At 43.3% G+C, this 15,299-nt stretch carries 14 protein-coding genes; 7 read left to right on the forward strand and 7 right to left on the reverse strand.

Going from position 1 to position 15,299, the window contains the following annotated elements; all coding sequences use genetic code 11:
* Positions 1-305: 305 nt before the first annotated feature.
* The gene (locus tag H6550_11045) at positions 306-1,046 is read left to right on the forward strand and encodes a hypothetical protein (GenBank protein ID MCB9046656.1); all 741 of its coding nucleotides are present in this window, start codon (positions 306-308) and stop codon (positions 1,044-1,046) included.
* Between the two features lie 61 nt (positions 1,047-1,107).
* On the opposite strand, the gene H6550_11050 is transcribed toward H6550_11045, so the two are convergent.
* Positions 1,108-2,310 carry a hypothetical protein gene (locus H6550_11050; GenBank protein MCB9046657.1) on the reverse strand — a complete coding sequence of 401 codons (1,203 nt, stop codon included), beginning with the start codon at positions 2,308-2,310 and terminating at the stop codon, positions 1,108-1,110.
* On the reverse strand, positions 2,307-2,951 hold the full coding sequence (locus H6550_11055) for an ATP-binding cassette domain-containing protein (GenBank protein MCB9046658.1): 645 nt from the start codon (positions 2,949-2,951) through the stop codon (positions 2,307-2,309). The genes H6550_11050 and H6550_11055 overlap by 4 nt, the downstream gene beginning before the upstream one ends.
* Positions 2,952-3,067: 116 nt before the next feature.
* Here H6550_11055 and H6550_11060 point away from each other — a divergent pair, with 116 nt between their 5' ends.
* Positions 3,068-4,852, forward strand: coding sequence for a long-chain fatty acid--CoA ligase (locus tag H6550_11060; GenBank protein MCB9046659.1), 1,785 nt, complete (start codon positions 3,068-3,070; stop codon positions 4,850-4,852).
* Here H6550_11060 and H6550_11065 read toward each other — a convergent pair.
* On the reverse strand, positions 4,849-5,415 hold the full coding sequence (locus H6550_11065; GenBank protein MCB9046660.1) for a MarC family protein: 567 nt from the start codon (positions 5,413-5,415) through the stop codon (positions 4,849-4,851). The two genes, H6550_11060 and H6550_11065, sit on opposite strands and share 4 nt — an antisense overlap.
* Positions 5,416-5,533: 118 nt before the next feature.
* Here H6550_11065 and pepT point away from each other — a divergent pair, with 118 nt between their 5' ends.
* From pepT to dapB, 4 genes are read left to right on the forward strand one after another with little or no spacing between them, the layout of a single operon-like run.
* The gene (gene pepT / locus H6550_11070; GenBank protein ID MCB9046661.1) at positions 5,534-6,784 is read left to right on the forward strand and encodes a peptidase T; all 1,251 of its coding nucleotides are present in this window, start codon (positions 5,534-5,536) and stop codon (positions 6,782-6,784) included.
* A 26-nt stretch (positions 6,785-6,810) separates the two neighbouring features.
* Entirely contained in the window at positions 6,811-7,320 is a 510-nt protein-coding gene (locus H6550_11075) for a DUF1573 domain-containing protein (protein MCB9046662.1), read from the forward strand.
* A gap of 17 nt (positions 7,321-7,337) precedes the next feature.
* The gene (locus tag H6550_11080; GenBank protein ID MCB9046663.1) at positions 7,338-8,201 is read left to right on the forward strand and encodes a UbiA family prenyltransferase; all 864 of its coding nucleotides are present in this window, start codon (positions 7,338-7,340) and stop codon (positions 8,199-8,201) included.
* A 1-nt stretch (position 8,202) separates the two neighbouring features.
* A complete protein-coding gene (gene dapB / locus H6550_11085) occupies positions 8,203-8,922 on the forward strand; it encodes a 4-hydroxy-tetrahydrodipicolinate reductase (protein MCB9046664.1) in 720 nt (239 codons plus the stop codon).
* 52 nt (positions 8,923-8,974) lie between these two features.
* Here the strand turns inward: dapB and H6550_11090 are convergent, their stop codons facing one another.
* Entirely contained in the window at positions 8,975-11,140 is a 2,166-nt protein-coding gene (locus H6550_11090; protein ID MCB9046665.1) for a DPP IV N-terminal domain-containing protein, read from the reverse strand.
* A gap of 124 nt (positions 11,141-11,264) precedes the next feature.
* Between H6550_11090 and H6550_11095 the strand changes: the two genes are divergently transcribed.
* Positions 11,265-12,308: an alpha/beta hydrolase gene (locus H6550_11095; protein ID MCB9046666.1), complete on the forward strand. Its 1,044-nt coding sequence runs from the start codon at positions 11,265-11,267 to the stop codon at positions 12,306-12,308.
* Between the two features lie 2 nt (positions 12,309-12,310).
* Here the strand turns inward: H6550_11095 and kdsA are convergent, their stop codons facing one another.
* The 3 genes from kdsA to H6550_11110 all read right to left on the reverse strand — a co-directional run bounded on the left by kdsA (position 12,311) and on the right by H6550_11110 (position 15,286).
* Positions 12,311-13,138, reverse strand: a complete 828-nt coding sequence (gene kdsA, locus H6550_11100) for a 3-deoxy-8-phosphooctulonate synthase (GenBank protein ID MCB9046667.1) — start codon at positions 13,136-13,138, stop codon at positions 12,311-12,313.
* Between the two features lie 28 nt (positions 13,139-13,166).
* Positions 13,167-14,615 carry an L-serine ammonia-lyase gene (locus H6550_11105; GenBank protein MCB9046668.1) on the reverse strand — a complete coding sequence of 483 codons (1,449 nt, stop codon included), beginning with the start codon at positions 14,613-14,615 and terminating at the stop codon, positions 13,167-13,169.
* A 98-nt stretch (positions 14,616-14,713) separates the two neighbouring features.
* Positions 14,714-15,286, reverse strand: a complete 573-nt coding sequence (locus H6550_11110) for a fasciclin domain-containing protein (GenBank protein MCB9046669.1) — start codon at positions 15,284-15,286, stop codon at positions 14,714-14,716.
* Positions 15,287-15,299: the final 13 nt, after the last annotated feature.

Here is a 15,299-nt window from a genome sequence, read left to right on the forward strand (position 1 = left end):
AACAACCAGACCCCATCAAGTCCGAACATACCCGGCAATAGCGCAAGTATCAGTTGACACAAAGAATTACCCTGTTGGCGTTTACCTGTATCGTATTGTTATGGAAAACATTGAAGTGTTAAGCGGCAGAGTATCAAAACAAAAATATTAGACTTATCTAAACAATGCACTTACAACCCTTGACACTACAGACAATTTTATTATTCTTCCCGTTTCGTCCATTTTATTTCCTGTTTCGGTCTATCTCATTATGTTGATATCAACACAACATTGTAACATTGTTTTCAGAAACAAATATAAACGTTATGAGAAGCCTATTATTAATAGCAATTTTATCTATCACTACATTTACAATGTCATGCACAAAAAAAGAGAGTACTACCATCAGCACTACCGATGATAATCCAAACAATAGCAATGGAAACGGCGATGATAATCCCGGGAAAGACCAAACCAAACTGAGCTATCAACTCACCGCCACTAACACTTCGTCTTCCCTTGCAAAAGTAACGGCGGGTAATATTCAATGGACTTTTGCGGTAGCCAACCCACAGCAAGTAAAGTTCGAAGCAAAAAAAGGCACCACAGAAACAGAATATAAGTCTTCAAATTCAACTCCCATCAATCTGTTGACAACTACTGCTACAAGTTTTGGCACCTTTTCCATAGCAGCTGGCACATACACTGAATTAGAGCTAAAGATCCTGCTGAATACCAATGGTAATGCCCCATCCCTGAAACTGACGGGCACATTTGACAATGGCAATGTCTCATTACCTGTCGAAGTCATCATTGAGGACCTCGTGGAACTCAAAACCGAACAGCACAACGTAGATGTAACAACCTCGTTCGACTTTACTGCGATCACGTCGATAAGTCTCTCCTCCCTGTCCACGGGCATCACAGAGTCTGCAATAACAGGCGCAACAATGAGTAGCGGTACAATTATGATCTCAAAATCGTATAACAAATCACTTTACGACATTATTCTCAATAACCTCGCAAACATGAAACACCATGTTGAGGTAGAGACACATCATAAATAAACGCTTGGCTGTGTATTATAAAAGCCTGCCTAATGGCAGGCATTTTTGTGTGTCTGCATGGTTACTTCACCCCCTTCTTTATCACTCTGTTCACCAAGAAGAATAATACCAATGTGATACAGACCAGTGCTGCCCACACCTCAACCGGCGGGAAGGTGGTCATATCCAGGTTGAGAGTGAGCAGAAACTTGGCAACACGCACTTGTGCAAAAATGGCCAGAATACCTGCTACTACCATAGTAAGCACGATAATAATGACATACCTGAGATACATGAACTTACCCAGAAAGTAAGGACTATATCCCAGCAACACCAGTTTATGCAGGTTATCTTTGGCCTTTGCGACTGTCAGTTCTGCAAATAGCAGTAACACCATACCACTGATCACTAGTAACACTACTGAGAGCAGACCAATACCAATGGAAGCAGCGGTAACAATTGTCCTTAGCCTGCTTAATCTGAATAATTCGCCATTAGTTATATACCCTCTTTCATTAATAAAAGTGGTAAACAGTTCATCAGAAGGATCCGTCACCAGCACTATCAATCTTGACGGTTGTGTTATCGTTGTATCTGCGAGGTATTTATTACCATATTGAACAAAAGCCTGGGGCACCAGTATAGAACTGATACGGTCGGAGAAACCAACCACTCTTGCCTTAAAAGTCTCTTTATTATCCCCTTTCCCAACCGACAAATCAAAGAGCAGACTACTGATAGTAGCACGCGTTAATTGTGGTACTCCTTCATTAGGTGCATATCCGAAGTTATACAGATTCAGGAACTCAGTAGAAATAATAATAGGCACCTCTTTCGAAGTACGTTGCCAGTACCAGTCCAGCGGCTTGTTATCTATAAACCTGTCTGGAACAGACTCAATGAACAGGTTGGTAGAAAAACTCATATCCTTGCCTGTAAATGATACTTCTACCGGAAAATGCCCGGGCATAAATACACCCAGGTCCTTAACACCCGGCAATGCAGCAAGCGCCCTTATTTCTGTATTGGAGAATAAAGCTTGTTTTTGCTCAGTAATGACACCTTCATTAGGTATGGGTTTACTAACTGTAACATAGGTACCATGAATGCTGTCCTTATCATATTTACCTGATAATATATCCCTGAAACCTGTCCATACTATTATGGCATACAATAATAATACAGTACCCATACATAGTGTGATCAACGCAGGCCAGAGCCGTTTATTGCTTTGCGAGCGCAGCAAGAGTTTGCGTAACAATATTCTGCGTGGTCTCTGTTTCACAGCAATACCTTTTTATCGTACACAAAATCATCATTCTCTACTACTGATGTTACTATCAAACCGGCACGTGTATATGCAGTTATTTCTTTTATTAATGTAACTGCTCTTTGCCTGTTGTAAAAATCCAAATGACTGAACGGTTCGTCCATTAACAGCCATTCGAAAGGTTGTACCAGAGCACGAACAATAGCCACCCTTTGTTGTTCTCCTAAAGACAGAACAGAAACAGGAACTTCGAGCTTATCCTTCAGTCCGAGACGTACCAGCCATTTTTCTGCATCGTATGCGGGAACAGTATCTGTCAGGCGTCTTTTTACATCTACATTATCCCATACAGATAATTCATCGAATAAGCGGATATCCTGAAATACCATACTAATAGATGCGGCCCGAAGTTGCGATAGCTGTGCCTTTGATATTTCCTTCAGGTTATACGCACTCCAGTGGATAGTGCCGCCATAATCGCCACGGATACCATATAACATCTGCATCAGTAATGTTTTGCCGGAACCTGACGGGCCAAGCACCAGCACTTGCTCACCCTGGTTGAACACCATATCCTGCTCCCATACCGTAGCATTGTAGGCATTATGCTCTTCCTGTAAGGGTAGTGGTATTAAATGGCTGATGTTAAGTCGCATGAATAAAAAAAAAGAAGTTCTCTCCTGAACTATATATAACGTTAATTGTTCCCAAAAGTAATGAAGAATGTTGCCGAAACATAACCTACAGGTTTTGAAATTTGTTATATTTAAGTATGATAACCCGCCTGTTTGACATAGTACAAAAAAGAGCGCAGGAGCAACCCTCCTCCATTATGCTTGCTGCCAAAGAAAAAGGCAGTTGGCGGACATACAGCAGTGCTGAAACGTGGACCATGGCACGTGATCTATGCGGCGGATTACTTAGTCTTAACCTGAACAATAGCATACTTGAACCGGAGCAACAGGAAAAAATAGCCGTAATATCTCCTAACAGGCCAGAATGGATCATAACAGATATTGCCGTTCAGATGACCGGGGCAGTACTTACACCACTCTACCCGACCATCAGCCTGCATGAAATGGAATACATCCTTAACGAAGCAGGTATACGTATACTGTTTGTTGCAAACAAAGAACTATATGACCGTTTTAAACCTGCATTTGACAAAGTTGCCACATTGCGACATATCTATTCATTTGACCCAACAAGTGGCACTAATCACTGGCACGAGCTAATAAATGACCATACAGAGCCAGACCAGGGCATTATTGAAAGGATAACTGAAGATACGCTGGCTACGATCATATACACTTCGGGCACCACGGGTAACCCAAAGGGCGTAATGCTCAGCCATAAGAACATTGTAAGTAATGTTTATGATTCAATGCCTGCGTTCTCATTTGCTGAGCAAGGTGCCAGAACACTGAGTTTCCTGCCGCTGAACCATATTTTTGAACGCATGGTAACCTATATCTATATAGATGCCGGGCTTTCCATATACTATGCCGAAAGTATGGACACGATAGGCGAAAACCTGAAAGAGGTAAAGCCTTTGGTATTTACAACAGTACCGCGTTTGCTGGAAAAAGTATATGAGAAGATACTGGCCAATGGTATGGCACTAACAGGCATAAAACGCTGGTTATTCTTCTGGGCGCTGAAACTGGGTTTTAAATATGATAACGTTAATACTGGCAGTTGGTGGTATCGCTTCCAACTGATGCTGGCCAATAAACTTGTATTCAGTAAATGGCGGGAAGCACTTGGTAATAAAGTAAAGGCTATTGTTACAGGCTCTGCCCCTTGCCAGCCAAGGCTGATAAGAGTATTCACTGCCGCACAGATAGTGATCATGGAAGGGTACGGACTTACAGAAACTTCCCCTGTTGTATCGGTGAACAGATTTGAAAGTGAGGACAGGCGCATAGGCTCTATCGGCCCGTTGATAGATAATGTACAGGTAAAACTGGCAGAGGATGGCGAACTGTTGTGCAAAGGTAACAACATCATGATGGGTTACTATAAGCACCCGGAACTGACGGACGAAGTGATGACGGAAGATGGTTGGCTGAAAACAGGAGATATAGGAGAATGGGTAGAGGGCAGATTCCTGAAAATAACTGACCGTAAAAAAGAAATATTCAAAACTTCGGGCGGCAAGTATGTTGCACCACAGGTAATTGAGAACAAGCTGAAAGAAAGCCAGTTTATTGAACAGATGATCGTATTAGGTGCTAATCAGAAATTTGTGAGCGCATTGATAGTGCCCGGCTTCCCACACCTGCGTAGCTGGCTAAAGGCAAAAGGGCTTCCTGCACCGGAAAGCAATAAAGAGCTGATATCTATGCCTGAAGTTATCGATAAGATACAGCGGGTAATTGACAAGTATAACCCGCTGTTCAGTCATTCTGAACAGATAAAACGTTTCGTTCTGTTGCCCAAAGAATGGACCATTGATACAGGGGAACTGACACCTTCGCTAAAAATAAAACGGAAAGTGATATACGAAAAATACGCAGATGCTATTACGAGTATATATGGCAGCCCGGAATTCTAAAAACTAATGCCGATACTGTTTTTGAACAGTTTGACGGCAATGGCCAGCAGTATTACCCCGAAAAATTTACGCACTACCAGGATACCTGATGGCCCTAACAATCTTTCTATCAATTTTAGTGACTTTAAGATCACATATATAATAACAAGATTAATAAGTATAGCTATCAGGATATTATAAGCATGGTAAGTAGCTTTTAACGACATAATGGTGGTTAAAGTACCTGAGCCAGCTATCAGCGGAAAGGCAATAGGAACTATGCTACCCGACTTTTCCTCGCTATCGCTGCGAAAAAACTCCATACCCAGTACCATTTCAAGACCGAGGATGAATATCACAATGGAACCAGCAATAGCAAAAGAGCTGATATCCAACCCCATAAGGTTAAGCACAGCTTCACCCACAAAGAAGAACAGGAGCATGAGCAGACCGGAAACGAAAGTAGCCTGCACCGCACTGATATCGCCCATTTTCTTTTTCAGCGATAACAATACAGGCACAGAACCCAACATATCTATTACCGCAAAAAGCGTCAGTGAGACCGTAATGATCTCGGATAACATGATATTTTCAACTCCACCCATATGTTGGCGAAATTACAATTGTTTTTAAAGGTTTTCAGATGGCGTTCAGAATGCCTATTTTTACGCTTCAATTCACTAAATACAACAAATTATCCATATGTCTTTAAATAATTATGACCATAGCGCGGCTGAAAGATTTATGCGCTATGTACAGGTAGATACTCAGAGCGACCCGGAATCACCATCACAACCATCAACTGAAAAACAAAAAGACCTGAGCAGAATACTGGTAGACGAGTTGATAGCTCTAGGCATAACAGATGCAGAACTGGATGAACATGGATATGTTTATGCTACCATTCCTGCCACTACGGATAAAGATGTGCCTGTGATATGCTATTGCGCACACGTAGACACAGCACCGGATTGTAGCGGAACCGGCGTAAAACCAATACTACATAAGGCATGGGATGGCACTGACATTATACTGCCTGACGATAATAACGTTATTATCAGTACCAATGACCACCCCTACCTGAAAGAGCGTATCGGGGATGACATCATTACAGCATCAGGTACCACACTGCTGGGAGCAGATGACAAAGCCGGTGTTGCCATCATTATGGACCTGGCCAAATACCTGATGGCACACAAGGAAATCAAACATGGCAATATACGTATCCTGTTTACGCCGGACGAAGAGATAGGCCGCGGTGTTAATAAAGTAGACATGCACAAACTGGGTGCACAGTTCGGCTATACGCTGGATGGTGGAGAGCGCAACTACCTGGAGGGAGAATCATTTTCCGCTGATGGAGCTACCGTTACTTTTCATGGTATCAGTGCCCACCCCGGATATGCAAAAGGCAAAATGGTAAGCGCCATTAAAATAGCTGCCGACTTCATGGAGCAACTGCCCAAAGACAGTTGGAGCCCCGAAACAACGGAAGGCATGGAAGGTTATGTGCATGCTGTACATATTGAAGGGCTTATCGAAAAAACGACAATACAGTTCATCATACGTGACTTTGATACAGCCAAGCTGGCAGAACACGAAGACCGCCTGAAGAAGCTTGCAACCGACACGGTAGCCAAATATCCGGGAGCAACTATGGATTTTGTGGTAAAAGAGCAATACCGCAACATGAAAGAGATGCTGGATCAGTACCCATTTGTAATGGACTATGCTGAAGAAGCATATAAGATGGCTGGTCTCAACCCTACCCGCCTGAGCATTCGCGGCGGTACTGACGGTTCAAGGCTCTCTTTTATGGGTATGCCTTGTCCTAACATCTTTACCGGCGAAATGGGCATCCACTCTAAGCAGGAATATGTAAGTGTACAGGACATGGAAAAAGCAGTGGAAGTGTTAGTACATTTGGCACAGGTTTGGGAACAGAACAATTAACATACGACATTCAAACACATAACAGAATGAACCAGCAATTAAAAACAATACTGCTTACGGTATTAACACTATCAGTATTTACACTGGCGCTTGTAGAGCTTAGCGGAGTAAGCAGTACGGCCTTGTTTAATAAATACGGCATTGGAGAGGGAGGGAATGACCACAAACACTTCAATGAAAACGAGAGAGAGCAACGTGATAAGGAAATGAAAGCCATGCCAAAAACCATCATTTCGTTCGATGATACTAAGTACGATTTTGGCACCATAACAGAGGGTGAAAAGGTGATTCATTCATATCACTTTAAAAATACGGGCGACAACCCGTTATTCATATCAAATGCGGTTGCTTCCTGTGGCTGTACGGTACCTTCTTTCCCTAAAGAGCCCATACCACCGGGCGCAGAGGGAAATATTGAAGTAGAGTTTAATAGTACCAACCGTGTAGGCCAGCAAAGAAAAAATGTGTTGATATACAGTAATGGGCAGGAAGAAGCTATATCGATAGGATTTGTGGTAGAAGTTAAACCGAAATGAGTACAGTAAATATTACTATGGTGCAACGTATCAAAGACTACTTATCGCTGATAAAGTTCAGCCATACTGTCTTTGCACTACCCTTTGCGCTTATCGGTTTTGCATTGGCAGTTATTTACGAACAGTTCAACTTTGAATGGCACCTGCTGATAAAGATGTTACTGTGTATGATATTTGCCCGTACTGCTGCTATGGCTTTCAATCGCTACCTGGACAGGGATATTGACGCACTGAACCCCAGAACGGCTAAAAGGGAGATACCTGCAGGTGTTATCAATCCGCAAAATGCACTTTGGTTTGTTATAGGTAATTCCGTGTTGTTTATAGCTACTTGCTATGCTATCAACATGATGGTATTCTACCTATCGTTCGTGGCACTGTTCGTAATATTGTTTTACAGTTATACGAAACGTTTTACCGCACTGTGTCACCTTGTATTGGGGGTAGGGTTATCACTGGCACCGATCGGGGCATACCTTGTGGTAACAGGCTTCTTCTCCTGGTTGCCATTACTCTTTTCTGGCATTGTTATCACATGGGTATCCGGCTTTGACATTATCTACGCATTGCAGGATGAGGACTTTGACAGGAGTAATAAGTTGCACTCGATACCGGCGGCATTAGGTGTTAAAAACGCCTTGGGCGTTTCTACCCTGTTACATATAGTATCCGCACTACTTGTAATCATAGCCGGAGCCATGGCCAGTTTCAACTGGATATACTGGACAGGTGCGGGAATATTTATCGGGCTGCTGATATACCAGCACACACTTGTAAAACCTAACGACCTGAGCAAGGTAAACATAGCCTTTATGACCACCAACGGAATAGGCAGTATCGTATTTGCCATATTCACCATAGTTTCATTAATATTCTTATAGTATGAACATAGCGATAATCGGGTACGGAAAAATGGGTAAGACCATTGAACAGATAGCAACAGAAAGAGGACATAACATTGTGCTGAAGATCAGCTCATCTAACGTGGACGAACTGACTGTAGATAACCTGAAAAAGGCAGACGTAGCCATAGAAATGACGCAACCTGAAGCTGCTAAGAACAATGTGCTGTTGTGCCTGGAAGCAGGTGTACCTGTAACCAGCGGCACTACTGGTTGGAACAGTGATATTCCACTGGCACAACAGGCTGCAAAAAATAATAATACCGCTTTCCTGTATGCGTCTAATTACAGCGTAGGTGTCAATATATTCTTCGAGGTGAACAAACTACTGGCAAGGCTGATGAATGAGCAACCTGCCTATGATGTGAATATGACCGAGATACACCATACACAAAAGAAAGACTCACCAAGTGGTACGGCTATTACACTCGCTAACCAGGTACTGGATGCCATAAACCGCAAAAACAAATGGAGCGAAGAAGAACAGGGAGCAGATATATTACACATCACCGCCCTGCGAGAAGAGGGTGTTCCGGGTACACACACCATTAATTATACTTCATCCATTGATGACATAAGCATTACCCATACAGCACACAACCGCAATGGCTTTGCAATGGGCGCTGTATTGGCAGCAGAGTTTATTGCTGATAAGAAAGGAGTATTTACCATGCAGGATGTGCTGGGGATCAGCATGTAAAACAACAACACTATTATAAAGAAAAACGCCCCGCAATGCGGGGCATTTTTCTTTATGGTTTCAGATACAGATCAAAGTAATCCGTTATCTTCTGCATCAGGTGTACCCTGTCCTTTCCACGCACATTGTGCGGATGAGAAGGATACACGAAATAATCTATCTGCTTGCCCAGCTCAACAGACTTGCGGATGAGTTTCATCGAATGCTGCCAAACCACCACATCGTCCTGCGCACCGTGTATGATAAGTAATTTACCTTTCAACCTGTCTACATGATTCAACAAATTATTGGCATCATATCCGGCTTTGTTGTTTTTCGGAGAATCCATATAACGCTCTGTGTACATCACCTCGTACATGTTCCAATCAATAACCGGACCACCTGCAACACCGACCTTGAACACATCGGGATGGCGCATCATCAATGATGTGGTCATAAAACCGCCAAAGCTCCAACCGTGCACGCCCATCCTGTTTGCATCTACAAAAGGCAATGTCTTCAGGTACTCTACCCCCTTCAACTGATCTTCCATTTCCACTGTTCCTAACTTGCCGAACGTAGCCTGCTCGAATGCCAGCCCCCTATTGCCACTGCCACGTCCGTCCATTGAGAACACCACGTAACCATGCTGAGCCAGATACTCGTACCAAAGATTACGGCTGGCAGGGAAAGAGTTCCTTATCAGTTGTACATGCGGACCATTGTACAGGTAAACAATAACAGGATATTTCTTATTCGCGTCAAAATCAACCGGCATGATCAACCTGCCATACAATGGCGTACCGTCATCAGCCTTTAATGTTACACTCCTTACTTCAGGGCGGTCATAATCAACCAGCGGATTACCGGACTCTTTCATCAGGTGGCTGTACTTGCCATCTGTACTTCTTACCTCCGTCTTCTTAGCCACATCTCCGCTGCTGAACACATCCAGCATATACAAGCCATTGTCATTAACAGAAACACTATGCCAGCCAGCCTCCGGATCTATCTCAGCTATTCTACCGTTTCTCCATTCTACCGTATAGGCATGTTCTTCAAGCGGAGAATCTTTAGAACCTGTAATGATGAACTTATGCTCGCTCTCAATAGTACCTGCAATATCATTTACCACCCAATCTCCTTTTGTGAGCTGCTTCAGCATTTTACCATCTGTATTATATAGGTACATATGCATATACCCATCACGCTGGCTGCGCCATACAAACCTATCGTTAGTGCCCGGGATGAACGTAAGCGGCGTAAGCGGCTCTACATACTTATCAGAAGTCTCTTCAAATAATGTCTTAACGAATTCACCTGTTTTAGCATCATATTGGTTCAGCCACATATGATCTTGCTCCCTGTTTAGCACAGCAATGTATATATACGACTCATCCGGACTCCATGTGATACAAGGCAGGTATTGGTCAGCTGGCCCTTGTGTATTGATAATAGTGGTGCGGTTGTTAGACGGGTTATATACATGCAACTTTACCTGGTGAGAAGTGCCGCCTGCCATAGGGTATTTGATCTCTTTAGGTGTAGCTGGCGTAACACTCCAATCTACGATAGGATAATCAGCCACCATGGTCTCATCCATATGATAATAAGCCAGGTAGTTGCCTTGTGGAGATAAGAATATACCGCCGTTGATACCAAACTCATTTCGGTGTACAGACTGGCCATTGATAATATGTTCATTCTTATCGTCTGTTACCGTAAGCGTTCTTTTGTCACGGGTGATCATATACAGGTTGTTGGCAACCGTATATACCACATTCTGATATTTATCTATAGTAAGGTTCTCTGCCTCTTTAGGCACGGTCACCCACTTCGACCACATATAACCACCGCCCGTAGCTGTACCCTGGTATAACTGCTCGCCATCTTTTATCCATACCAGACCTTTATCTATCCAATTTATGGCAGGCATAGATTTTAGTTTACCACTCCTGTCAAGTTTTGTATTGAGCTCATCCAGTCTTATTACCGTATCAGTAACCAGGTCAGGGAAACGCACCGAAATAAGTGCATCGTCATTACCGGCCTTCACAACATGATACAACTTATTGGAGCCAGGCTCCCAGCTTGCGCTTTTTATCCCTTCTGGCGCCAATGTAGTATAGATACCATTGGTAGCCTCAGCCATTGTGTATTGTTTCTTCTGTGCAATAGCTGTATTAGCCAGCAATGTCGTGGCTATAAATATATACCCCGATGATCGTAAAATATTCATGAATTGTGTAATTGATTTGGAGGCTTGAAATTAGATATTATTACCCGAAAATCTATACCCCGAACGGGGTTAGGCGTTTTGAAGTAACTTTAAACCAATTATCAGCAGAGTTGTTATTGTACACATGAATAAATTATTGGTTATAATATCCGTACTGTTGACCTGTAATAGCTTCGGGCAAGGGTATTCATTCAATACCGAAGAATGGTGGCACAGGCTGGCCTATGAAGAACAAATGTCCGCTCCCGGCACAGCAAACCTTGACACATGTATAGTTGTTGCCAGCAACAGGTTTCTCACTGGAGACAAGTTACGTTTTATGAGCGAAACACGAGGTGACGGAACTCTATTATACTTCTTCGTTTACGCGTACAAAGGGCAATGGCATGTTCTGAAACAGAAAAGCCTGGCGTCTGCCGTCAAACTTATGCCGCACCCTAACGAGGACTGGGTAATATATACTGAAGGTATGGGTAAAATATTCACCTCTGAACTGAATAGGGGTATGATGATGTCATCACAGTATGGCGTTAATGTCATTATGCTTGACTACCCTAGCATCACCACAACAAAAGGCAATCTGGGCAACTACCTGTTCTCTATCAAAAATGCAAGGCTTGCATACGTTGACCATGTGCCAATGTTGGAGGAAATAAAACAGCTAAAAGCAAACGGTAAACTGGGAACCGGTAAAATAAGCCTGTTCTTTCATAGCATGGGTAATTACTTGCTGAGACAAACAGTAAAAAAGAAACAGCTACTCAGGATAAATGACACTAAATGGGCAGATAATATTATACTCAACTCAGCATGCGTGCCTCAGTACCACCATACAAAATGGCTGAACAAAGTGAGTTTTGCCCAAAATATTTATATACAGTATAATCCGGAAGACAGAACACTTTTCTGGGCAGAACTTATTAGCAAAAAAAAGCAATTAGGCCGCAGGTTGAGAAACCCGGTTAGCAGCATGGCCAATTATGTAAACTTCAATAAAGTGGTAGGCGAAGAGCACAGCTACTTCCTGACATTGCAGGGCCGCATGCCAGCCAAAGACATAACAAAAAAATACTACAACGTTATATTACACGGCGGTAATATCAATTTCAAAGATCCGATGTACAAGCCATCTACCTATCGCAATATCGGGTACGAAGTACAACCTTGACTTTAGAGGGTATTCACGACTGCTTTGAGGCGGGTAAGTTTATCCATAAGACCATCCAACAGGTCAAGATGCAGCATATTGGCACCATCAGATTTGGCTGTTGAAGGGTCAGGATGTGTTTCTATGAACAGTCCATCGGCACCAACGGCAATACCTGCACGGGCTATTGTTTCTATCATTGCCGGGTTACCTCCCGTTACACCACTGCTTTGATTGGGTTGTTGTAACGAATGCGTACAATCCAATACAACGGGTACATTCATATTACGCATGGCAGGTATGCCCCTGTAATCAACTATAAGATCGGTGTAACCAAATGTTGTTCCCCTGTCAGTAAGTATCACTTTATCGTTACCGCTTTCCTGTAGTTTGGTTACGGCAAACTGCATAGCTTCAGGGCTCAGGAACTGTCCTTTTTTCACGTTTACTACCTTACCTGTTTTAGCAGCGGCGACCAGTATATCTGTTTGGCGGCAAAGAAAAGCGGGGATCTGTAACACATCTACATATTCAGCAGCCATAGCGGCTTCATCGGCAGCATGTATATCTGTAACAACAGGAACATTGAACGTGTCGCGAACTTTGGCCAATATCTTCAGAGCAGTTTCATCACCAATACCCGTAAAGCTATCCAGGCGTGTACGGTTGGCCTTGCGATAAGAACCTTTAAAGATCAGTGGTATATTATATTTCACACAAATGGCCACTACCCTTTCCGCTGTACGCAATGCTATCTCTTCACCTTCTATAGCGCATGGCCCTGCCAGCAGAAAAAAGTTATCCTTATTGTATTGAGCCCCGAATAGCTCCTGCAAAAAACCGTTGTTCATTTTGTAAAAGTAATGTTTCCGATGAATATCAGCACTCAGGCAGGCTCAGCGGAATATGCATTTCTTCCTCTCCTTTTATTTGCGTTGCCAGTCCACCTTCTGAGGTTTCCTTATATTTGTGATTCATATCAAGGGCCGTCTCCCACATACTTTTCACCGCATGATCTAATGACACCTTAGCGTTATCAGGGTTGCTGCCCAAAGCCAACTGCGATGCAGTAATGGCTTTTATTGCCCCCATAGTATTACGTTCTATACAAGGCACCTGTACCAGGCCACCTACGGGATCGCATGTCAACCCAAGGTGATGCTCCATAGCTATTTCGGCAGCCATCAGCGCTTGTCTTACACTACCTCCCAATGCCTCAGTAAGTGCCGCTGCCGCCATAGAAGAAGATACCCCTATCTCGGCCTGGCAGCCACCCATTGCGGCAGAAAGTGTTGCTCCTTTCTTGAAGATGCTACCGATTTCAGAAGCTGTAAGCAGGAAGTTGATGATCTTCTCCTCATCATTGCCATCGCAGAAAACAATGAAATATTGCAATACTGCAGGTACAACGCCGGCCGCACCATTGGTAGGGGCCGTCACTACCCTGCCGAATGAGGCATTTTCCTCATTCACAGCCAGTGCAAAACAACTTACCCAGTCCAGCGTATATTTAAAATTCTCACCACCCGCACGTATAGCTTCTATCCACTCTTCGTAATCATTGTATGTTCTGCCGGCCAGTAAACGTTTATTGAGTCCGGCGGCACGTCTTTTTACATTAAGGCCTCCGGGTAGTTCCCCTGTAATGTGACTACCACGGTAGATACACTCACGCATGATACGCCATATGTTCAGCACACCGTCTTTTGTAGCTTTTTCGCTGCGCCACTCGCTTTCGTTCTCCAGCACTATATCTGCAATACTCAGTCCTGTCTTACGCCCCCAGTGCAACAGGTCGTTAGCTTTATCTATCGGGAAAGAAAGTTGTACATCACCGCGGGCAATATCTTCGTCCGCCTCCTTGATAACGAAACCACCGCCTATTGAATAATAGGTTTCTGCTATTTCTTTACCATCGTTGAACCTGCAAAGAAAAGTAACCGCATTAGGATGAAAAGGAAGACTTTCAGTGTACAGGAAAACAAGGTCCTCATTATAATCAAACGGGATAACAATGTCTCCGTTCAGGTTTAACTCTTTGGTCTTCTTTATCAGGTTGACCCTTGGGGTTACCTCATTCACATTGAAAGTAACTGGATCTTCTCCACACAACCCTAATAAAACAGCCACATCCGTACCATGTCCCTTACCGGTTTTAGCCAATGAGCCATATAGCATTACCTTCACATGTTCTACCTTATCCAGTCCTGTCTTTTTCAGCGTATCAATGAACCGCAACGCAGCCTTCCACGGGCCTAATGTATGCGAGCTACTGGGACCTATGCCTATCTTAAATATGTCGAATACCGAAATGCTTTCCCTGATCACTTACTGTATGCTTTTTATATATGCAAAATTAGGGGAACTAAGTCCCCTAATCAACTTTTGCGCAAAGCTATGCTTACAATAAATATCAGCAAAAAATATTATGGTAATAATACATGGTCTATTACATGTATCACACCATTCTTCTGGTACACGTCAGCAATAGTCACCATAGCCTTTCCGCCTTTGGCGTCCATTACCCATACATTGTTCTTTTTATCCAGCATTACGGTCAGGTTCTCACCCTGTACGGTTTTCAGTGTAGCATTACCGCCACCTTTTTTGATCTTGTCCATCAGGTCCTTAGCATCCAGGTTGCCTGCTACCACATGATAAGTTAAGACACCTGTAAGTTGGTCTTTATTCTCCGGCTTCAGCAATGTTTCTACGGTACCTTTCGGCAGCATGTCAAAAGCCTTGTTAGTGGGGGCAAATACAGTAAAAGGCCCTGCGCTCTGCAGTGTTTCTACCAGCCCGGCTGCTTTCACGGCAGCTACCAGCGTGGTGTGGTCTTTTGAGTTCACTGCATTTTCTACAATGTTCTTAGATGGATACATAGCCGCACCACCTACCATTACCGTCTTTTCTTTTTCTTTACCTTTTGCGAGGCTATCAACAGGTTGCGTGGCTATCAGAGCCAGAGCCATTACCGGCACGATCATTATACGTTTCATAATTTGAAAAATT

The organism is Chitinophagales bacterium (assembly GCA_020636495.1).
Taxonomy (GTDB): Bacteria; Bacteroidota; Bacteroidia; order Chitinophagales; family Chitinophagaceae; genus UBA5543.

Excerpts from the sequence above, each read along its gene's own strand:
- H6550_11045 (MCB9046656.1), top strand. The coding sequence starts at position 306 with ATGAGAAGCCTATTATTAATAGCAATTTTATCTATCACTACATTTACA.
- H6550_11055 (MCB9046658.1), bottom strand. The coding sequence starts at position 2,951 with ATGCGACTTAACATCAGCCATTTAATACCACTACCCTTACAGGAAGAG.
- H6550_11060 (MCB9046659.1), top strand. The coding sequence starts at position 3,068 with ATGATAACCCGCCTGTTTGACATAGTACAAAAAAGAGCGCAGGAGCAA.
- H6550_11065 (MCB9046660.1), bottom strand. The coding sequence starts at position 5,415 with ATGTTATCCGAGATCATTACGGTCTCACTGACGCTTTTTGCGGTAATA.
- pepT (MCB9046661.1), top strand. The coding sequence starts at position 5,534 with ATGTCTTTAAATAATTATGACCATAGCGCGGCTGAAAGATTTATGCGC.
- H6550_11075 (MCB9046662.1), top strand. The coding sequence starts at position 6,811 with ATGAACCAGCAATTAAAAACAATACTGCTTACGGTATTAACACTATCA.
- H6550_11080 (MCB9046663.1), top strand. The coding sequence starts at position 7,338 with ATGGTGCAACGTATCAAAGACTACTTATCGCTGATAAAGTTCAGCCAT.
- dapB (MCB9046664.1), top strand. The coding sequence starts at position 8,203 with ATGAACATAGCGATAATCGGGTACGGAAAAATGGGTAAGACCATTGAA.
- H6550_11090 (MCB9046665.1), bottom strand. The coding sequence starts at position 11,140 with ATGAATATTTTACGATCATCGGGGTATATATTTATAGCCACGACATTG.
- H6550_11095 (MCB9046666.1), top strand. The coding sequence starts at position 11,265 with ATGAATAAATTATTGGTTATAATATCCGTACTGTTGACCTGTAATAGC.
- kdsA (MCB9046667.1), bottom strand. The coding sequence starts at position 13,138 with ATGAACAACGGTTTTTTGCAGGAGCTATTCGGGGCTCAATACAATAAG.
- H6550_11110 (MCB9046669.1), bottom strand. The coding sequence starts at position 15,286 with ATGAAACGTATAATGATCGTGCCGGTAATGGCTCTGGCTCTGATAGCC.